The organism is Pseudomonas sp. RGM 3321, assembly GCF_022836805.1.
Lineage (GTDB): Bacteria > Pseudomonadota > Gammaproteobacteria > Pseudomonadales > Pseudomonadaceae > Aquipseudomonas.
In genome coordinates, this window is the sequence record NZ_JALHBH010000104.1 from 118,431 (window position 1) to 138,455 (window position 20,025).

18 protein-coding genes and 2 tRNA genes are annotated in these 20,025 nt (G+C 58.2%); 7 read left to right on the forward strand and 13 right to left on the reverse strand.

The window, feature by feature from the left end:
• Nucleotides 1–42 precede the first annotated feature (42 nt).
• Both recA and recX read left to right on the forward strand, forming a co-directional pair.
• A complete protein-coding gene (gene recA / locus RGM3321_RS10745) occupies nt 43–1,107 on the forward strand; it encodes a recombinase RecA (RefSeq protein WP_024644417.1) in 1,065 nt (354 codons plus the stop codon).
• Nucleotides 1,108–1,112: 5 nt separating this feature from the next.
• Nucleotides 1,113–1,580 (forward strand): recombination regulator RecX, encoded by a 468-nt coding sequence (gene recX / locus RGM3321_RS10750; RefSeq protein WP_244393026.1) that lies wholly within the window; start codon nt 1,113–1,115, stop codon nt 1,578–1,580.
• Between the two features lie 4 nt (nt 1,581–1,584).
• Here the strand turns inward: recX and RGM3321_RS10755 are convergent, their stop codons facing one another.
• Complete coding sequence (locus RGM3321_RS10755; protein WP_244393027.1) at nt 1,585–2,706, reverse strand: LOG family protein; 1,122 nt, start codon at nt 2,704–2,706, stop codon at nt 1,585–1,587.
• 193 nt (nt 2,707–2,899) lie between these two features.
• A complete protein-coding gene (locus RGM3321_RS10760; protein ID WP_002554685.1) occupies nt 2,900–3,316 on the reverse strand; it encodes a quorum-sensing-regulated virulence factor family protein in 417 nt (138 codons plus the stop codon).
• 279 nt (nt 3,317–3,595) lie between these two features.
• Between RGM3321_RS10760 and RGM3321_RS10765 the strand changes: the two genes are divergently transcribed.
• The 3 genes from RGM3321_RS10765 to RGM3321_RS10775 all read left to right on the forward strand — a co-directional run bounded on the left by RGM3321_RS10765 (nt 3,596) and on the right by RGM3321_RS10775 (nt 5,648).
• The gene (locus RGM3321_RS10765) at nt 3,596–4,306 is read left to right on the forward strand and encodes a tRNA-uridine aminocarboxypropyltransferase (RefSeq protein WP_244393028.1); all 711 of its coding nucleotides are present in this window, start codon (nt 3,596–3,598) and stop codon (nt 4,304–4,306) included.
• Nucleotides 4,307–4,551: 245 nt separating this feature from the next.
• On the forward strand, nt 4,552–5,199 hold the full coding sequence (erdR, locus tag RGM3321_RS10770; protein WP_046270723.1) for a response regulator transcription factor ErdR: 648 nt from the start codon (nt 4,552–4,554) through the stop codon (nt 5,197–5,199).
• 83 nt (nt 5,200–5,282) lie between these two features.
• Entirely contained in the window at nt 5,283–5,648 is a 366-nt protein-coding gene (locus tag RGM3321_RS10775) for a diacylglycerol kinase (protein WP_002554682.1), read from the forward strand.
• 7 nt (nt 5,649–5,655) lie between these two features.
• Here RGM3321_RS10775 and RGM3321_RS10780 read toward each other — a convergent pair whose 3' ends face one another.
• Complete coding sequence (locus tag RGM3321_RS10780; protein ID WP_002554681.1) at nt 5,656–6,582, reverse strand: LysR family transcriptional regulator; 927 nt, start codon at nt 6,580–6,582, stop codon at nt 5,656–5,658.
• 123 nt (nt 6,583–6,705) lie between these two features.
• Here RGM3321_RS10780 and fpr point away from each other — a divergent pair, with 123 nt between their 5' ends.
• A complete protein-coding gene (fpr, locus tag RGM3321_RS10785; protein ID WP_002554680.1) occupies nt 6,706–7,485 on the forward strand; it encodes a ferredoxin-NADP reductase in 780 nt (259 codons plus the stop codon).
• Between the two features lie 79 nt (nt 7,486–7,564).
• On the opposite strand, the gene tsaA is transcribed toward fpr, so the two are convergent.
• The 6 genes from tsaA to RGM3321_RS10815 form a co-directional block, all read right to left on the reverse strand.
• A complete protein-coding gene (gene tsaA, locus RGM3321_RS10790; RefSeq protein ID WP_244393029.1) occupies nt 7,565–8,257 on the reverse strand; it encodes a tRNA (N6-threonylcarbamoyladenosine(37)-N6)-methyltransferase TrmO in 693 nt (230 codons plus the stop codon).
• Nucleotides 8,258–8,270: 13 nt separating this feature from the next.
• On the reverse strand, nt 8,271–8,732 hold the full coding sequence (locus RGM3321_RS10795) for a DUF1456 family protein (protein ID WP_084918661.1): 462 nt from the start codon (nt 8,730–8,732) through the stop codon (nt 8,271–8,273).
• A gap of 80 nt (nt 8,733–8,812) precedes the next feature.
• The gene (locus RGM3321_RS10800) at nt 8,813–9,523 is read right to left on the reverse strand and encodes an rRNA pseudouridine synthase (protein WP_244393030.1); all 711 of its coding nucleotides are present in this window, start codon (nt 9,521–9,523) and stop codon (nt 8,813–8,815) included.
• Nucleotides 9,524–9,615: 92 nt separating this feature from the next.
• Complete coding sequence (locus RGM3321_RS10805; protein ID WP_244393031.1) at nt 9,616–10,056, reverse strand: GNAT family N-acetyltransferase; 441 nt, start codon at nt 10,054–10,056, stop codon at nt 9,616–9,618.
• Nucleotides 10,057–10,158: 102 nt separating this feature from the next.
• Entirely contained in the window at nt 10,159–11,502 is a 1,344-nt protein-coding gene (gene rimO, locus RGM3321_RS10810) for a 30S ribosomal protein S12 methylthiotransferase RimO (protein ID WP_244393032.1), read from the reverse strand.
• A gap of 396 nt (nt 11,503–11,898) precedes the next feature.
• Entirely contained in the window at nt 11,899–12,990 is a 1,092-nt protein-coding gene (locus tag RGM3321_RS10815) for a catalase family protein (RefSeq protein ID WP_244393033.1), read from the reverse strand.
• A gap of 321 nt (nt 12,991–13,311) precedes the next feature.
• Between RGM3321_RS10815 and RGM3321_RS10820 the strand changes: the two genes are divergently transcribed.
• Complete coding sequence (locus RGM3321_RS10820; RefSeq protein WP_244393034.1) at nt 13,312–15,207, forward strand: potassium transporter Kup; 1,896 nt, start codon at nt 13,312–13,314, stop codon at nt 15,205–15,207.
• A 97-nt stretch (nt 15,208–15,304) separates the two neighbouring features.
• Here the strand turns inward: RGM3321_RS10820 and RGM3321_RS10825 are convergent, their stop codons facing one another.
• The 4 genes from RGM3321_RS10825 to RGM3321_RS10840 all read right to left on the reverse strand — a co-directional run bounded on the left by RGM3321_RS10825 (nt 15,305) and on the right by RGM3321_RS10840 (nt 20,015).
• Complete coding sequence (locus RGM3321_RS10825) at nt 15,305–16,639, reverse strand: AcvB/VirJ family lysyl-phosphatidylglycerol hydrolase (RefSeq protein WP_244393035.1); 1,335 nt, start codon at nt 16,637–16,639, stop codon at nt 15,305–15,307.
• Nucleotides 16,639–19,281: a bifunctional lysylphosphatidylglycerol flippase/synthetase MprF gene (mprF, locus tag RGM3321_RS10830; protein WP_244393036.1), complete on the reverse strand. Its 2,643-nt coding sequence runs from the start codon at nt 19,279–19,281 to the stop codon at nt 16,639–16,641. Before mprF ends, RGM3321_RS10825 begins: the two co-directional genes overlap by 1 nt.
• A gap of 349 nt (nt 19,282–19,630) precedes the next feature.
• Nucleotides 19,631–19,707: transfer RNA gene (locus RGM3321_RS10835), tRNA-Met, on the reverse strand.
• Between the two features lie 231 nt (nt 19,708–19,938).
• Nucleotides 19,939–20,015, reverse strand: a tRNA-Met gene (locus RGM3321_RS10840).
• Nucleotides 20,016–20,025: the final 10 nt, after the last annotated feature.

Here is a 20,025-nt window from a genome sequence, read left to right on the forward strand (position 1 = left end):
GCCATCAAGGCCCTAATTGAATTTGATTACGTGAGGACTTCAATGGACGACAACAAGAAGAAAGCCTTGGCTGCGGCCTTGGGTCAGATCGAGCGTCAGTTCGGTAAAGGTGCCGTGATGCGCATGGGCGACCATGATCGCCAGGCTATTCCTGCCATCTCCACCGGTTCGCTGGGTCTGGATATCGCACTCGGCATCGGCGGTCTGCCGAAAGGCCGGATCGTGGAAATCTACGGTCCAGAGTCTTCCGGTAAAACCACGCTGACGTTGTCGGTCATCGCGCAGGCCCAGAAAATGGGTGCTACCTGTGCATTTGTCGACGCCGAGCATGCGCTTGATCCGGAATACGCTGGCAAACTGGGCGTCAATGTTGACGACCTGCTGGTTTCGCAGCCGGATACCGGTGAGCAGGCGCTTGAAATCACCGACATGCTGGTACGTTCCAACGCCATCGATGTCATCGTTGTCGACTCCGTTGCTGCGCTGGTGCCAAAGGCAGAGATCGAAGGCGAAATGGGTGACATGCATGTGGGTCTGCAGGCGCGTCTGATGTCGCAGGCGCTGCGCAAGATCACCGGTAACATCAAAAACGCCAACTGCCTGGTGATCTTCATCAACCAGATCCGCATGAAAATTGGCGTGATGTTCGGCAGCCCGGAAACCACTACCGGTGGTAACGCGCTGAAGTTCTACGCTTCGGTACGTCTGGACATCCGCCGTACAGGCGCGGTCAAGGAAGGCGATGAAGTTGTCGGCAGCGAAACCCGCGTCAAGGTCGTGAAGAACAAGGTGGCTCCGCCGTTCCGTCAGGCCGAGTTCCAGATTCTTTACGGCAAGGGTATCTACCTGAACGGCGAAATCGTTGATCTGGCCGTGCTGCATGGTTTTGTCGAGAAGTCCGGTGCCTGGTACAGCTACCAAGGCAGCAAGATCGGTCAGGGTAAAGCCAATTCGGCCAAATTCCTGGCAGACAATCCGGAAATCTGCAAAGCGCTCGAGAAGCAGATTCGCGACAAGTTGCTTACCCCTGGCGTCGATACCAAAGCTGTCGGCTCGCGTGAAGCTGTTGTCGCTGATGACGTGGCCGAAGCAGACGCTGATATCTGATAGTCATGCCTGTCGTACTTGATACACCTGTCGCCGTAAGGCGCACTGCAATGGACCTGCTCGCACGTCGCGAGCACGGTCGGGTCGAGCTGACGCGTAAACTGCGTCAGCGCGGCGCTCCCCCCGAGCTCATCGACGCTGCCCTTGACCGTCTGGTCGAGGAAGGCCTGCTCTCCGAATCCCGTTACCTTGAAAGCTTCGTTTCTTACCGGGCACGTTCGGGCTATGGCCCTGTTCGTATTCGGGAAGAACTGAATCAGCGTGGCTTGCAGCGGGCCGACATTGAACAGGCGCTCAGGGAATGTGGTGTGGATTGGCAGGAGAAGCTTCACGAGCTCTGGCAACGCAAGTTTGCCGGCGCCTTGCCTGCTGATGCTCGTGAGCGGGCCAGGCAGGGACGTTTTCTGAGTTATCGCGGCTATCCGCTGGATATGATCGGCCGCTTGTTAAGCGGCCGTGGCGGCGATGACTGAGGTATCAGAGCGTTTTCTGTGGCGCCTGATCCTGCGTGCCATCTCTTGTCGCTGAGGCGTCCTCCCAGTTTTCCTGTTGATTGATGTAGTCCACCAGTTCACGAAGCCTACCCTGATTGCGCCCTGTGAAGGTGAACGCCAGTCGTGTCAGGTGGCTGAATTGCACCTCATCGTGCTCCTCGCCCTGATAGCTGTGCTGATGAAAGTTTTCATTGATACACAGATCGGCGAAAGCTTCCTGCATGTGCTCCAGAGCCTGTGCGCTGAGCGCGTGGCGCATACGGATCACGAACTTGTTCTTCAGCCAGCGGCTGGAATGGAAGTTGGCATAAAACCGGTTGATCTCTTCCACCGCTTCATCGGCGCTGTAGACCAGCCTCATCAGTTTCATGTCGGCTGGCAGAATGTAGTGGTTGTCCTGCAACTGGTTTTTGATGAAGTCCAGTGCACCTTGCCAGAAGCTGCCGCCAGGGGTGTCCAGTAACACGACGGGCACCAGAGGGCTTTTGCCGGTCTGTATCAATGTCAGCACTTCCAGCGCTTCGTCCAGGGTTCCAAACCCGCCTGGGCACAGTACCAGCGCGTCGGCTTCCTTGACGAAGAACAGCTTGCGTGTGAAGAAGAAATGGAAAGGCAGCAGGTTTTCCGTGCCCTCCACCGTGGGGTTGGCGTGCTGCTCGAAGGGCAGGGTAATGTTGAACCCCAGGCTGTGTTTCAGACCTGCACCTGCGTGGGCTGCGGCCATGATGCCACCACCTGCGCCGGTGATGACCATCATGTCCGAGCGGGCAAGCTTTTCGCCCAGCTCTCTGGCCTGTGCGTAAAGGGGGTGCTCCTGAGGTGTGCGAGCAGAACCGAATACGGTGACTTTGCGGCGGCCCTTGAAACGTTCGAGCACCCGAAAGGCTTTGTCCAGTTCGCGCAGGGTTTGCAGCGTTATCTTGACGTCCCAGCGATTGCGGTCGTCTTGGGCCATGCGCAACACCGTGAGCATCATGTCGCGGTACAGCGGCAGGTTCCTGGTGCCGGGAGCGACCTCGTTGATGTGCTCTTCAATTTTGCTGGTCAGGTCGAGCCCGTTGCTTTGAAAGTGTCGGGATAGAAGATCGTCAGGTACATACGGCATTCGGGGTTTATCCTCCTGCAGAATCAATGGCCCGGTGGGGCGTGTTGAATCGATGATGTCCCGGTTTGCAGAGAAAGGCTACCCATTCCCGGTTCATTGCCAGGGCGGATTCGTTGCAGGATGTCTTGAGCGTTGCTGAACTGACGCGCCTGAGTGGCAGGCGCGCGGGGAGAGTGCCAAGTGCCGGGGGTACTTACTTTTTCGGTTTTACAGTGCAGTCCGACGCCTGAAAAGTCTGGGTCGCAACCGGGCGGTTGGTCTTGTACTCGGTGAACTGATACTTGAGGACGGCCCCCTTGGTCATCAACTGGCGGAAACCGTTGTTGTGGCAAACGCTGTTGCCCAACTGGTTGCGCATCACGTCCGGGTTGGCGCGCATTTGCTGGGCCTGGCCTTCGCGTACGCTCAAGTGGTTGATCAGTTCGTTGCCACTGACGGTATAGCCCTGATCGAGGATGTCTTCGTTGATCGCCCTTGGCGTGCCGACACTGCTTTCCTTAGCGACTTTTTCCAGCATTTTGCTGAGTTCGAACTCCTGTTTCGACGCCGCCTGGGCGCATAGCGGAGCAACGAGCAAAAGCGTAAGGGTGGGTACGATAAGGCGCAGCATTAAACTCTCCTGATTAAGTGGCTGGCCGTTGGACCAGCGACTTCAAAGTGCGTTCCGGGCAGCCCGCCGATAACGCGGGTTGCAATGGCGCAGCAGTATAGAGCAGGAGTCTTCATCGGGCCTAGGGGCTGTACCCGTTTCAACGCGGTCTCTCTGACGCGGGAACAGCCCGAGGACCGAAAGCGGGTTGAAGTGCCGGTGCTCTGATAAACTGCGCGCACTTTAATCCTGCCGAGTCTTTGTGGTGTCGATGTATTCCCCCCGCAGGCGTGTCCTGTAATGAGTCATGCCGTTTCCCGTCTGCGCGACGAGCGTCTGGCCCGCAGTACCAAGCCCTTTATTGCTCGCGGCTCGCGCGCGCCGCGCTGTCCGGATTGCCGGGTTATCTCCGGTTATTGCCTGTGCGCGTGGCGACCTGCCGTGAATGCCGAGTCAGGCATGTGCCTGCTGATGTACGACACCGAGCCTTTGAAGCCGACCAACACCGGCTGGCTGATCGCCGATGTCATCAAGGACACCCATGCATTCGGCTGGTCGCGAATAGATGTCGACGAGCAATTGCTCGCCTTGCTGGACGATCCGCAGTGGCAGCCCTATATCGTTTTTCCCGGTGAGTTCGTTGCCGAGGAACGTGTGGTCAATAAGGTGTCGCGCATGGACGGCAAGCGCCCACTGTTCATTCTGCTGGATGCCACCTGGACCGAAGCGCGCAAGATGTTCCGCAAAAGCCCGTATCTGGAAAGGTTTCCGGTGTTGACGCTGGAGCCCGAGCAGATCTCGCGTTACCGCTTGCGCAGATCAAGGCGCGACGATCACTTCTGCACTGCCGAAGTTGCCGCGCTTTGTCTGGAACTGGCCGGGGACAGCTGCGCCAGTGGCGTACTGGATGCTTATCTGGATGTGTTCAGCGCTCATTATCTGGGTGCCAAGTACCTCAAGCCGATCGACCCCGACGACGCGGCCCACACTCATTTGAAGGCTTTCATTTGAAGGCTTTCTATCACGCAATGTTGCGGATCTGCCCTATATAGGCTAATTGCCATCCATGTGCCCGGGCAAAGACGCTTCGCGCTTGACCGTCATGGTCTTGCTGGGCATGCTTGGCGCCGCCTGGAAGCCGATTCATCTGGTCTGGCGTGGCACCGACGTTCTTTTCGGGTTGTCGCGATGCGCGTTCGCCAGTCTTGCTGGGTGGCCGATTCTGTCGGCCCTCACTACAAAAACAGGATCACTACATGACCTACGACATCCTGATCGCTGATGATCATCCCCTGTTTCGCAGTGCGCTGCATCAGGCGCTGAGCATTGGCCTGGGGCCTGAAGCGCGGCTCGTCGAGGCAGAAAGCATTGCCCAGCTTGAATCCCGTCTGGGAGAGAAGGCTGATTGGGATCTGGTTCTGCTGGACCTGAACATGCCGGGGGCGTATGGCTTCTCCGGGCTGGTCCTGTTGCGCGGCCAATATCCGCAGATACCGGTGGTGATGGTTTCGGCTCAGGAAGAAGCGTCGATTGTGGTGCGTTCCAGAGAGTTTGGTGCCAGCGGGTTCATTCCCAAATCCAGCTCCCTTGAAGTCATTCAGCAGGCGGTGCGTACCGTGCTCGATGGCGACGTCTGGTGGCCGCCACAGGTCAATGAAGTGATCAGTGTTTCGGATGAAGCGAAGGCTGCAAGCGCCGGCCTCGCCAGTCTCACGCCGCAGCAGTTTCGAGTATTGACGATGGTCTGTGAGGGGCTGCTGAACAAGCAGATTGCCTCCGAACTCAGCGTCTCCGAAGCCACTATCAAAGCGCACGTCACAGCGATTTTTCGCAAGCTTGGCGTACGCACGCGAACCCAGGCAGCGTTGTTGTTACAGCAGCTTGAGTCCATCTCGTCCAGTTAACGGCGTTCAGGTTGCGAGCATTCACGCTTTTTTGACCTTTAGTGCCTTAGCTTTCCTCATCTTTTTTACACAGCAGCCTCTCTATGTCGCCCTTCAAAGGCCAAACCGGTCTAAAACGTATCCTCAATGCCGCAGGCTATTCTCTGGACGGTCTGTCAGCCGCTTTCAAAGGCGAAGCCGCTTTCCGCCAGCTGGTACTGCTTAACGTGGTGTTGGTCCCGCTGTCGTTTTTCCTGCACGTCAGCAAGGCCGAGCATGCCTTGCTGGTTGCCGTCTGCCTGCTGGCCCTGATTGTAGAATTGCTCAACTCAGCTGTAGAGGCTGCCATCGACCGGATCTCTCTGGACCTGCACCCGTTGTCCAAGAACGCCAAGGACATGGGCAGCGCTGCCCAGTTCATCGCCCTGAGCATGATCGCTCTGGTGTGGGGCATCGTGCTGCTGGGTTAGGGCTTGTTCAATACAGGCTTGGTAGCACGATCTCGTCGCTGCGCTTCACTCCGGCGGTGAACGCGCGGCACAGTTCGAGGAATTCGCGCATGGCTGAAGTCTGGTATTTCTGTTTGTGCCAGATGAAATAGAACTGACGCGCCAGATCGAGCTCCGGCGTGGCCAGTTCCACCAGATTGCCGCGACGAAACGAGTCGCGCAGCGCCAGTCTGGAGATGCAGCCAATGCCCAATCCGGATTCAACTGCCCGCTTGATGGCTTCGGTGTGTTCCAGCTCCAGTCGGACATTCAGCCCGTTGCGGTGGTGACGCATGGCCTGATCGAACGTCAAGCGCGTGCCTGAACCTTGTTCTCGCAGGATCCAGGCTTCATGGGTCAGTTCTTCCAGCGTTACATGGGCGCGTTTGGCCAGTGGATGCTGTGGGGCGCAGAACACCACAAGTTCGTCTTCTACCCAAGACTGCACTTCGATGTCCGGGTGGCTGCAATCGCCTTCGATCAAGCCCAGATCAATCTCGTAGTGGGCGACCTGTTGCACGATATGCGCGGTGTTCTGGACGTGCAGCTTGACCTGGCTTTCCGGGTGACGCTGCATATAGCCGCCGATCAGCAGGGTCGCCAGATAATTGCCGATCGTCAGCGTGGCCCCGACCGCCAGTGAGCCAAAGCCTGATTTACCATTCAGCAGGTCTTCGATTTCCTTTGCCTGATCCAGCAGAGCGACGGCCTGCGGCAGTAATTGCCTGCCCGTTGCGTTAAGGCTTAGCCGCTTGCCGGCGCGGTCAAACAGCTGGCAGCTCGACTGGCGCTCCAGCTCGGTGATGGAGGTGCTGGCAGCCGACTGCGAAAGCGAAAGCAGCACGGCTGCTTTGGAGACGCTTTCCTGCCGGGCGACGGCAACGAACACTTGAAGCTGACGAAGAGTAAATCGCATATCTATATAACCGATAACCTATATCTTGATAATTCATTTAACAGATATTGTGTCTGCCACTAGAATGTCGCGCAATAGCGCAGTGCTTCTGCGCGCATTATTTTTTCAGGAGTCTTCACGTACATGAGCAACATGAACCACGAGCGTGTCCTCAGCGTCCATCATTGGAACGACACCCTCTTCAGTTTCAAGTGCACCCGCGACCCTGGTTTGCGTTTCGAGAACGGTCAGTTCGTGATGATCGGTCTGCAGCAGCCAAACGGTCGCCCGCTCATGCGCGCCTACTCGATTGCCAGCCCGAACTGGGAAGAGCATCTGGAATTCTTCAGCATCAAGGTGCCGGACGGTCCGCTCACCTCGCAGCTGCAGCACCTCAAGGAAGGCGATGAAATCATCATCAGTAAAAAGCCTACGGGTACGCTGGTGCTGGACGACCTCAAACCGGGCAAGCATCTTTACCTGTTGAGCACGGGTACTGGCCTGGCACCGTTCATGAGCGTGATTCAGGACCCCGAAACCTACGAGCGTTTCGAGAAAGTCATCCTGTGCCACGGCGTGCGTTACGTGAACGAAGTCGCCTATCGCGAATTCATCACCGAGCATCTGCCACAGAACGAGTTCTTCGGTGAAGCGCTGCGTGACAAGCTGATCTACTACCCGACTGTCACCCGCGAGCCGTTCGAGAACGAAGGTCGCCTGACCGATCTGATGCGTAGCGGCAAGCTGTTCAGCGACATCGGCCTGCCGCCGATCAACCCGCAGGACGACCGCGCCATGTTGTGCGGTAGCCCGAGCATGCTCGACGAGACCAGCGAGGTGCTCAACAGCTTTGGTCTGACCGTTTCGCCACGCATGCGTGAGCCCGGTGACTATCTGATCGAGCGTGCATTCGTCGAGAAGTAAGTTGGCCTTAAAAAATCCGCCTCGTCCTTGAAGGGATCAGGCGGGTTTTTATTGCCCGGGATTTGTCGCTGGCATCCCTTCAGGCCGGCAGGACTTCAAGCACGCAAATCGTCCCGGCCTGCGGGTAGTGCCAGCGTACGTCCAGATCCCAGAACTGAGCGCCGTAGCGGCGTTCCGGCGTCGGAAGCTGATAAGCCGGGCGCGGGTCCTGCGCCAGACACTGCTCGATCAGCTCGACCAGCGGCTCACTCAGGCGTAGTGCGTGTTCGCGAGCATGCAGCAGGGCTGCGTCCTGCCACTGCACCGGTATCAGGGCCGGCGCGGCACTGGCGATGTGGTTGGTCGCCCCGGCGATGGCATCGGCATAGGGCACGTATGGTTTGATGTCCAGCACTGGTGTGCCATCCAGCAAGTCGATGCCGGACAGCCACAGGCGACCGGCCTCGACTTTGTCCAGCCTGACCACCGACTGGCCGATGCCATTGGGGCGATGCGTCGCGCGGGTGGCAAATACCCCCATCGACTGGTTGCCGCCCAGGCGCGGAGGGCGAACCTTCAGGCGCGGCTTGTCTTCCAGCGCCATATGGAACAGAAACAGCAGCCAGACATGACTGACCTGCTCGAGCCCTTGAACGGCTTCACCCTGATCGAAAGGCGCTACCAGCTCCAGCACTCCACGTGCTGCCGGGGCCAGCTGTGGCTGGCGGGGGATGGCGAATTTCTCCTTGAAACAGGAGCGTAAGAAGCCGACAGGGGAGACGTTGTAACTCATGGTACCGACCGGTTCAGCCACGCACGCGCAGGGTCAGACCCTTGAGGAAATTGCGTAGCAGTTGATCGCCACAGGCGCGGTAGTTGGTGTGTCCGACCTTGCGGAACAGCGCGCTCAGCTCTGGCTTGGAAACCGGAAATTCCGCGGATTTCAGGATGGCATGCATGTCGTCTTCTTTCAGCTCGAAGGCCACGCGCAGTTTTTTCAGAACAATGTTGTTGGTAATCGGCAGATCAATCGGCTGCGGCGGACGGCTTTCGTCCTTGCCACGCTTGAAGTAAACCAGGCCATCGAGAAAATGCGCCATGATTTCATCGCTGCAATCCAGATAGCCCTCTTCTTCCTCTTTCTTCATGAAAGCGATGACATCGCTTTTGGAGACTTCAAAACCCGTCAGGCCGATGATCTCGACAATCTTGCTGTCGCTGATATCGAGCATGTAGCGCACGCTGCGCAGTACGTCGTTGTTCATCATGGGGCGTGTTTCCTGATAAGTCGTATGTCGGCGCGTGACGATAGTCATGCGCGCGGTAATAAGGTCGGGTGCCGAGGGAGTTAAAACTTTTCCTTGGTCGTCATATAGCGCCACTGGCCCTCGGGCAGTTTGCCCATGGATACGCCGCCGATACGGATGCGACGAATGGCGACGATCTTCAGGCCAACGGCCTCGCACAGCAGGGCAATGATGCCGGGCTGCGGGTTTTTCATTGCAAAGCGCAGGCGGTTCTCGTTCTGCCAGCTGGCCTTTACGGCGGGCAGTTCCTTGCCTTTGTAGGTCAGGCCGTGATTCAGCCGGTTCAGGCCGTGAGCAACCATTTCGCCCGATATTTCCACCACGTATTCCTGCTCGATCTTGCTGCGGTCATCGGTGAGCTTGCGCAGGATTTTCCAGTCCTGGCTGAACACCATCAAGCCGCTGGCGTTGGCCTGCAGGCTTGAAATCGCCTCAAGGCGCATGAAGTGGCCCTTGAGCGGACGCTTGCTGTAGCTGTGTTCGACCGAGAGCGTGCCCGGCGTGATCATCTGCAAAGCCTCTTCGGTGCTTGCCGAGGCGGGTTTGTGCAGAATGATCGTCACCGGCTCAGGGGAGTCGGCCTTGGCATCCGGGCTGAGCTGAACTTTCTGGGTGCTGACCTTGAAGTGCGGCTCTTCGATGACCACGCCGTCCACAGTAACCCAGCCACCCTCGATAAACAGTTCGGCCTCCCGGCGGGAGCAACCGACCAGCTCGATAAGGCGTTTGGAAAGGCGAATGGGGTCTGTCATGAAGAAAAGCCGTTTACTGATGAGAAAGGCGCCATTGTAACCGCCTCACGCTGGTTAATCGCGGCAACATTGCATTTGCGCTGTAATCGATGTCAGTTACGACGGGGCAGGCGCATTCTAAGCATCGGATAGGGCTGACCCAAACCGTCGACTTCAGAACGGCTGACAACTTCGAAACCATGCCTGAGGTAAAACCCCAGTGCCTGAGTGTTCTGCTCGTTGACATCCAGTTCACGGATGTCGAAGTGCTCGATTGCGTGGGTCAGCAGCTGCGTGCCCAGCTTCTTGCCGCGATGGTTCGGGTCGATGAACAGAACATCCAGTCGGTTTTTGTTCACGCCCGCGAAGCCCGTGATGTTGAGCTGCTCGTTCCGGGTGCAGAACAGCGTCACGCTGTCCAGATACTGTGTCAGCAACCCCTTGAGCCTGATGATGTAGGCGTCCGGTAGAAAGTCATGGGTGGCGCGCACCGAGCGCTCCCATACCTCGCTCATCTCCGGGTAATCGTTGGTGTCCGGGGTATATAACCGCATCTCGCATTCTCCTTTCGGCTAGTTTTGCATAGACAACGGCCAGAGACGAAAAAGCCCTGCCGGTTCAAGGGCAGGGCTTTCGATTACGGCAAGTAGCTGTGCTTACAGCACCTCGGCCCACAGGTCGTATTCGTCAGCATCGGTGACGCGGCACATGATCTTGTCACCGGGCTGAACGGTGCTGCCATCTTCCAGACCGATGAACACGTTGCCGTCGATTTCCGGAGCATCGAAGAAACAGCGGCCTACGGCGCCGCGATCATCGACTTCGTCGATCAGCACTTCGATTTCCTTGCCGATCTTCATTTGCAGGCGCGCAGCGCTGATTGCCTGCTGGTGAGCCATGAAACGATCCCAACGGTCCTGCTTGACGTCATCCGGCACGATGGCCGCGTCCAGCAGATTGGCAGGAGCCCCTTCAACCGGCGAATACTGGAAGCAGCCGACGCGGTCCAGTTGGGCTTCGGTCAGCCAGTCCAGCAAGTACTGGAAGTCTTCTTCGGTTTCACCGGGGAAGCCGACGATGAACGTCGAGCGGATAATCAGATCAGGACACTGCTCGCGCCAGTTCTTGATGCGTGCCAGTGTCTTGTCTTCAAAGGCTGGCCGCTTCATCAGCTTGAGGATCTTCGGGCTGGCGTGCTGGAACGGGATGTCCAGGTACGGCAGGATCTTGCCGGCCGCCATCAGCGGAATCAGTTCGTCGACATGTGGGTACGGGTAAACGTAATGCAGGCGAACCCAGACGCCCATCGAACCCAGCGCCTGACACAGCTCGGTCATACGGGTCTTGACCGGCTGGCCGTCCCAGAACCCGGTGCGGTATTTGACGTCCACGCCATAGGCGCTGGTGTCCTGGGAGATGACCAGCAGCTCCTTCACACCGGATTTGACCAGACGCTTGGCCTCATCCAGTACATCGCCAACCGGACGGCTGACCAGCTTGCCGCGCATCGACGGGATAATGCAGAAGCTGCAGCTATGGTTGCAGCCTTCGGAAATCTTCAGATACGCGTAGTGGCGCGGGGTCAGTTTGACCCCTTGTGGCGGCACCAAGTCGATCAACGGATTGTGATCCTGGCGGGGCGGCACGACATCGTGCACTGCGTTGACCACTTGTTCGTACTGCTGCGGGCCGGTCACCGACAGCACGCTGGGGTGCACATCGCGAATGACATTTGCGTCAACGCCCATGCAGCCGGTCACGATGACCTTGCCGTTTTCCTTGATCGCCTCGCCGATCACTTCCAGCGATTCGGCCTTGGCGGTGTCGATGAAGCCGCAGGTGTTGACCACGACCACGTCGGCATCCTCGTAGGTCGCAACGACTTCGTAACCTTCCATGCGCAGCTGGGTCAGGATGCGTTCGGAATCAACGAGTGCCTTTGGGCAACCCAGTGAAACGAATCCGACCTTTGGGGCGGACGGCGTGGTGACGGTGGACATGGCAAACCTCGGCGTGAAGGGCACCCGAACGCGAAGCGCAGGTGCTGACTGGGCGCTTGCTGCGCCTCTGATCAAAAAGTGCGCAATTCTAGCGGTGAGTGGGCACGATGACCAGCGTTTGGATGAGAATTGCGACGTATGTCAGGCGAGGGGAGGATTTATGCTTCAGGAGCACCTGGCTATTGAGCAAGCCTGCATGTTTTGTCTGCGCAATTGTCAGGTCCGGGAGGGAGGCGCGTTGGTTGAGACCTTCAGGATATGCAGGACGTATTTGGCTACGCTATCGGCCGCGAGTTGAAGTTGTATTTGCCTGGATGCTGTCCCGTTTCAGCAGATGCGCACTGATGAAACGGGAACCATCGCTATAAGGGGTCTAGCCTCGGGCCGATTGACCTGTCAGCCACGCGGCTCGTGCATCGGGCACCCATTGTGCTGACTGCGAAAGCCCGCCGAGTGTTCGTAGGCAGGTTTGCGCACTCGCATGACTCCGCCCAGCGGACGGTGCGCTGCAAGACCATGCCATGGGCTGAATGACATGCCTTCGTCGATTTCCTGAATGCTTTGCTCGGACCACGAGGATTGGCGAGGGACATCGATTCGGGCGACTGCCACGTAGGGGCTGAGGTCTTCCGGCCAGATCGCCGACGCGTCCTCTACCGGCATTTTCTCCAGGTCCGTTGCCAGCTGGATACAAACTTCCCAGCTGGCATCGTTTTCGAGGAAAAACGTTTTGACTGCCTCACGCAGGCCATCCGGCTTGTCTTTCAGGTCTACAGCCTTGTCGGTCAGCGCCACCAATTCTGCGGAAATGGGGACTACGCTCAGCTTGGCGTAGTAGGGCCCGTACAGAAAAGGCACGACGGTGTAGAAAGTCTCGCCGAGGATATGAGTCATCGGGTGCCCGCCGAGACTTCTAAGCGTGCCGCTCTCGCCGCCGGCAGACTCGATAGCGGACTCGATACCGCGAAGGACGGCAGACAGTGCCTTCTTCATTCCCGGTGCTTTGTCAGTTGTTTTGGCTAATAACTTCAAGGTTTTCAAAAAAGCCTTGGGGTCCTTGGCAGTAAAGGCCTTGGCGTTCTGCATGACAAAATCCTGGGTCGATGCGTCGGCGCTGCCGGGCAAGCGCGTGCCCTCGATACCCACAAGTTTTATCGCCAGTCCCCTTGGGGTAGATACCTTATCGTCAAGAATATCCCCCGGGTTGGTCGAGAACCGCATGAAGAGCGGGAAATTGCCGGGTTTCGCAAACGCGCCTTGAGCCAGTGGCTCGGGCAGGTCGTCATATACCTGAATCTGCCCGCGCAGCAACCCGTGTGCCTTCGCATGCACACTGCGAATGGCGTGCCCGGTGTCTTGCAACGTGGTTTCAAGAATGGAATGCATGGCTTCCACCAGCTCTTTGCTGGTTTGCGCTTCATCGTCGGGGACGACTTCAAATGAAGGCTGGAAGCGTAACGGCTGAATAGTCAGTTTTTTTGTAGTCATCAGGGCATCTCGGTCAGAGGAATCAGGGTACCCGGGCGTCGATGCGGTTCTTGATGACCTTTCAGGCGGCAGGCTTAAGTAATGACCGGCTGGTATTTGCGTCGTTCAATGAGAAATATCTCCCCCCGGAAACTGCCTGAAAGGCGGGGCGAGTCGGCTTGATCATTCTCGCCATTTGCGTTTCACCAAGAATTACAACGAGTGCTGCGTTATGCTTCGCGCCATCACGCCGAGGCATGTCAATGTCTGGCTGAATCTGAATTGTTACGCGTTGTGATGTTCTCAGTGTTGAACCTCATGTCTGGTTTCCGGGAGTAGTGGATGAGTCAAACAAACAGTCATGGGGAGGCCGCAGGCACTGCCAAGCCTATCGGGTTGCTGATCGCGGCAGTGGGGGTGGTTTACGGCGATATCGGCACCAGCCCGCTGTACACCCTCAAGGAAGTGTTTCAGGGCGGTTACGGCGTGGAAGTCACGCATGACGCCATACTCGGGGTGTTGTCACTGATCTTCTGGTCACTGATCTGGGTCGTTTCTTTCAAGTACATGGCGTTTGTTCTGCGTGCTGACAACCAGGGCGAGGGCGGCATCATGGCGTTGATGGCGCTGGCGCGTCGAGCATCGGCCAAACACCCCAAACTGCAAATGATGATGGTGGTGTTCGGGTTGTTCGGTGCTGCGCTGTTCTATGGCGACAGCATGATTACCCCGGCAGTCTCGGTATTGTCGGCGATGGAAGGGCTGGAACTGGCCTTCGATGGCCTCAATCACTGGATCGTCCCCATGGCGCTGATCGTGCTGGTGGGGCTGTTTCTGATTCAGCGCCACGGCACGGCACGCATCGGCGTGCTGTTCGGCCCGGTGATGGTGACCTGGTTTCTGGTGCTGGGTGCGCTGGGCGTTTACGGCATCATGCAGTCGCCGGAAGTGCTCAAAGCGGTCAATCCGGCCTGGGGTGTGAACTTTTTCATCATCCATCCGGGTATTGGTGTGGCCATTCTTGGTGCTGTGGTGCTGGCCCTGACCGGTGCCGAGGCACTTTATGCCGACATGGGCCACTTCGGTCGCAAGCCGATTTCACGTGCCTGGTTCATTCTCGTGCTGCCTGCGTTGCTGCTCAACTATTTCGGTCAGGGTGCGCTGGTGCTGGGCAATCCCGAAACGGTTCGTAACCCGTTCTACTTGCTGGCGCCGGGCTGGGCATTGCTGCCACTGATCGGCTTGTCGACGATGGCGACCATCATTGCCTCGCAGGCGGTAATCTCCGGCGCGTTCTCGATGACGCTGCAGGCGATCCAACTGGGCTACATTCCGCGCATGCACATCCAGCACACCTCCAGCGACGCGCAAGGTCAGATCTACATCGGTGCCGTCAACTGGGCGCTGATGGCGGGTGTCATTCTGTTGGTAATCGGCTTTGAATCGTCTGGTGCGCTGGCGTCTGCTTACGGCGTTGCGGTGACCGGGACCATGCTCTGCACCACCATTCTGGTGTCGACGGTGATGCTGATGCTCTGGAAATGGCCGCCGTTGCTGGCTGTTCCGTTGCTGATCTGCCTGCTGCTGGTGGATGGCCTGTTCTTTGCGGCCAACGTACCGAAGATTTTTCAGGGCGGTGCCTTCCCGGTGCTGGCAGGTGCGGTGCTGTTCATCCTCATGACCACCTGGAAGCGCGGTAAACAACTGCTGGCCGAGCGGATTGACGAGGGCGGGCTGCCGTTGCCGATCTTTATCGGCAGCATTCGCGTCCAGCCGCCGCATCGTGTGCAGGGCACGGCGGTGTTCCTGACCGCACGTTCGGATGCCGTGCCTCATGCGCTGCTGCATAACATGCTGCACAACCAGGTACTGCACGAGCAAGTGGTGCTGCTGACGGTGGTGTATGAAGACTCACCTCGTGTGCCTGCCGCTCAGCGCGTTGAAGTGGAGTCCTATGGCGAAGGCTTTTACCGGGTGATCCTGCACTTCGGCTTCATCGATGAGCCCGATGTGCCTGCTGCGCTGGCTTTGTGTGATCTGCCGGAACTGGATTTCAGTCCGATGCGCACCACTTACTTCCTTAGCCGCGAAACGGTGATCCCGTCGAAGATGGATGGCATGGCGCGCTGGCGTGAGGCGCTGTTCGCGTTCATGCTCAAGAACGCCAACGGTAACCTGCGCTTCTTCAAGCTGCCGTTCAACCGGGTGATCGAGCTGGGTACGCAAGTAGAGATGTAAGCGTTCGCCGGCAAGGCCGGCAGCGTGAATAAAAAAATCCCGACGACCTCACGGTGCCGGGATTTTTTATGCCTTTCAGACTTCTATCTGGCGGTGCTTACTGAGCGGTAGCCTTGCCCTGACGCTTGTTGATGGCGTCGATCAGGCGTTTGGCAAGTGCCGGATAGTCTTCATCGAAGTGATGACCTCCAGGCAACTGAACGGCTTCGCCGACTGCGGTAGTGTCGGTGCAACCGCTGTCTTTCTTCTCTTCTACACCATAAACACAGAACACCTTGGCGGCTGGCAGCTTGGCCATTTCCTGTCCGGTGGTGGCTTCCTTGCCTGCGTTGCCGAGCCAGCCGTCGACGTGAATCTCGAAACTGCCAGTGCGCGCGAAGGCCAGCAGAATGATCGCGTCGACCCGATTCTGATCATCCGCAGCCAGGCGATTGTAGATCGCGGGCATCACGTCCGCGCCGAACGAGTAGCCAGCCAGGATGAAGCGCTTGGTGCCCCATTTCTGACGGTAGTGGTTCATCAGGTCGGTGAGGTCGACAGCTGTCTGCTCCGGTGTCTTGTGTTCCCAGTAGTAGCGCAACACGTCGATGCCCACCACCGGATAGCCCATCTTGGCCATGTCGCCTGCCACGACCTTGTCCAGGTCGCGCCAGCCGCCGTCACCGGACATGAACAGCGTCACGGTGTCAGAAGGCTGGCTGGCCGGGACTTCGACGGTCGGGATACCGAGGCCGCCACTGTCGTTCTCGCCGAGCAGCAAGTGACGCAGTTCAGTGTTAAGCACCTGAGGCAGCGGAATGTCGTAGTCGCTGATGCTGGTGTCGGCATTGTTCTGGTCTCGCACGAACGCTGCGCTCGGATCATCCGGCGCGTCGTTCCAAGCGGCCAGCCAGTGCCCGTGCGGAGCTTTTTGCGGCAGCGGCACGTCGCAGATCTGCGGCGGTTTCTCGTCTTCTTCCAGAACTGGAGGTGGATTCGAAACATGCTCAAGCGCAAACCCTACGGAAATGGCCTGCGCCTTGTCGTCGGTCTGTTCGGCCAGCCAGCGCCACGCCAGGGTCGCACCAGGGCCTATGCCTCCAACAACCTTTGCAGGGCCGTCGAGCTTCGCCAGGGCTTCCTGAAAGGTTTTCTGTTGCAGGACGCAGTCGTCCTTGGGCAGTACCACCTGAATGATGCGTGCCGAAGCGTCCTTGCTGATCGCCAGCAACTGCTTGTCGGAGAGCATTTCTTCGGCGGTGACGGCCAGCGCAATGCGGGTCTTGATGCTGGTGGCCGGTGTCACGCTGGTCAGCGGCGCGCCACCGTCAAGGTTCAAGTGTTCCAGCGATGCGGGCGGTGCGGGGCGGTTCCAGATCCATATTCCCAGTGCTACGACTAAAAGAACAATTACCAGAGCTGCAAGCAAAAGGCGCCAGGAGCGTCGAATCATCAGCGTTTCACCAATCCAGTCAGGCCGCCCGCAATCAGGGCGGCGGTGTCAGCCAGTGCCACGAGCGGATCAAGTCCGGCAGGCACGGCCATATAACGAGGTTCCCAGTCGGGCTGGAACTTGTCCTTGAAGCGGCGCAGCCCCTGGAAGTTGTACAGCTGTTCGCCACGACGAAAGATCATCGAACCCAGGCGCTGAGTGATCGGCGCGCCACGTCGTGGCTGCAGGCCCGACAAGGGCACCATTCCCAGGCTGAACCGCGCATAGCCCTGGGCTTTGTAATGCAGAATCAGGCCGACCATCATGAATTCCATGGTCAGCTTGGGGGCGTCCGGGTGAGAGCGCATCAGGTCCAGGCTGGCCAGTTCCGGGCTGGTGGTTTCCAGCAGGTTGGAGAACGCGACCGGCTTGCCCTGGAAGTGCACGATGGCAATGCGGAAGTACTTCAGGTACTCAGTGCTGAAGCGGCCCAGCGAGAAGCCTTTTTCACGCACATTCTTGCCCGTCAGCCAAGCGTCGGAAATCACTTTCAGCTCGTCGATCGGTGCCTGGCCCGGTTCGTAGATTTCCAGCGAAAGACCATCGCGGCCACCTCGGTTCCAGGTGTAACGCAGGTCTTTCATTTCCTTGCCCTTGGCGTCGATATCGAAGCGCCGCAGGTCGACGCGCGCCTCTTCACCCAGCTTGATGGCGGTGAGGCCGATGTCCATGTAGAACGGCAGGTTTTCTGCACGTACCTGGTAGAACACCGGGCGCGCATGATGCACGTCGCACAGGTCGCGGAACTGCCATATCAACTCGGCACGCTGCTGGGTCGGGCCAATCGGATCGTAAAGCGCAACCAGGCTGCGGCCGCGATGCGAGTACATCAGGAATGCATTACCGGCCGGATGGAACAGGATCGCCTTATCGCCGGTCAGCACCAGGCCGCCATCCGGCTGTTTGGATGCTTTGAGGATCTCGGCTGCCTTGTCCAAGTCTGCCGCGTCGGGCAGTTTGATGACTGGTCTGGCAGTACGCAGCAACCAGGTCAGCGAAACCACCACCAGCAGCACTGCGCTGCCCAGTGCCGAACGCAGGCCGCGCGGGGCATCTGCATCGAGGGTGAACTGCCACCACAACTGATGACTGTAGGGTACGTCCTGATAGGCGAACAGCAGCAGCCAGATCGAGGCGCCGACCACACAAATGCTGGCAATCAGGTAGACCGGCGAGAACGGCAGCTCCAGCAGGCGGCTTGGGCGGTAGAACGAACGGCGGAAGGTCAGCAGCAGGCAGGCGGTCAGCAGCAGCATGCTGGCTTCTTCCCAGTCGAAGCCTTTGAGTATCGACAGCACTGCGCCCACCAACAGCAGGATAGAGGTCAGCATCCATGCAGCCGAGAGTCGGCGACGCAGTCCCTGAGCAAGCAGCAGGCACAGTACGCCCACCAGACTGGCCCCGAAGTGCGACGCGTCGATCAGCCGATGCGGGATCATGAAGCCGACGTTTTCCAGTCGGGTATCGATTTCAGGGGTGGCACCAGAGAAGAGCAGCACCACCCCCGACAAGAAAACCAGTAGGGCCAGAATCGGTGCCGCCAGCCCCGAGGCAACGCGCATGGCTTGCTTGGTCGGCAGCAGGCGCTGGGCTTCGGTAAACAGCAGGGTAAGGCAGGCCAGCAGCAGCGGCAGGATCACGTAGATCAAGCGGTACAATAGCAACGCAGCGGCGAGCGGGGCGGCACCCAGTTCGTTGGCAAAGGCGGCGAGCAGAATGGCCTCGAACACGCCGACGCCGCCAGGCACATGGCTGAGTACGCCAGCAGCGAGCGCCAGCAGATAAATAAGGATGAACGCACCGAGAGGCGGCGCGTGCGGCAGCAGCAGGTACAACACCATCGCCGCAGCAGCGACGTCCAGCGCGGTAATTACCAGCTGGATCAGCGTCAGCTTCAAATCCGGCAGGCGCAAAGTACGACGACCGAGACGAACCAGAATATTGTGCGGGATGTCCTGTTCCGGCAGGCGGCGACGGTAGACGAACACCGCCAGCAGCAGACTGCCAATCAACACTGCTGTGGCGACTACAGCCAGCACGTCGACGGGAAGCTTGAGTGCCAGTGACGCGCCTGACAGGTTGCTCAACGTGGCCAGTGCCGCCAGCGGCGGTAACGCACAGCCCAGTGACAGGCTGGCGAACACAGTCATGCGGGCAATTTCGATTGCGCCTACGCCGTGGCGTGAATAAAGCCTGTAGCGCACCGAACCACCGGACAGCATCGACAGGCCAACCGCATTGCCGATGGCAAACGAGGTGAAGCCGCCGAGAAGCAGCGTCTTGATGGGCAGATCGACATTGGCATAGCGACTGGCGGACAGTTCATAGCCCATCAAAATGACATAACCGACTATTGCTGCGAGCAGAGCGCCGCCCAGAGCGGGCAGGGGCACTGCGAACAGTGAGTCGTGCAGCGCATACCAGTCCATTTCGACCAGCATGTGGCGGCAGGCAATAAGGGCCAGGCTGAACAACAGCAGCATCACCGCCAGCCCGATAGGCTGCCGGTATTTGCTTAGCAGCTCCCGCCAGTTCTGGCGTGGTGGGCTGCCTGGTTGCTCTGCATCAACGGTTTCATTGGAATCGGTCATGTTGTCGCGCATCAATCACTCCTTGGATCGTGCGCGACAGGATGGAGGTATGCAGCCAAGTTACCAATCCCTACGCAGAAAATATTTCAGGATGTTAGCGCGTCAACGTCTAACGAGCGAATAGCGAATCCGACCAGGCGATGCTGTTCAGCCGAGGTTCAGTCGTGATTCAGCTTAGTAACACCTATCGGCAGCGCATGCAAAAACTGTCGTCAATGAAAGCATTACGTTACAGATGTGATGATAGGGTTTCAAAGGGCTTGGAAAATAGTCTTTTTTCTCAGGCAGTTAGCGGTCGCCTGAAATGTTTTTTCGCCGGAAACAAAAAAGGCCACTCTTTCGAGTAGCCTTTCTTGATGTTTGGTTGCGGGAGCCGGATTTGAACCGACGACCTTCGGGTTATGAGCCCGACGAGCTACCAGACTGCTCCATCCCGCGTCTGTGTGGCGGCATTCTACAGCCGAACGCTGAAGTGTCAACCCTTAATCTTGAAAGCGGACAAATGAGTAGCAGATTGTGCACCTTTGCCAATGATGCTGCCTTTTTACGCCTCCAGTGTGGAAGCGCTGATAAAGCTGCGATACAGGGTTGTCAGTGGCAGGGCATGAGGCGGTACTTTTAACGCAGGCACAAAAAAGGCCACTCTTTCGAGTAGCCTTTCTTGATGTTTGGTTGCGGGAGCCGGATTTGAACCGACGACCTTCGGGTTATGAGCCCGACGAGCTACCAGACTGCTCCATCCCGCGTCTGTGTGGC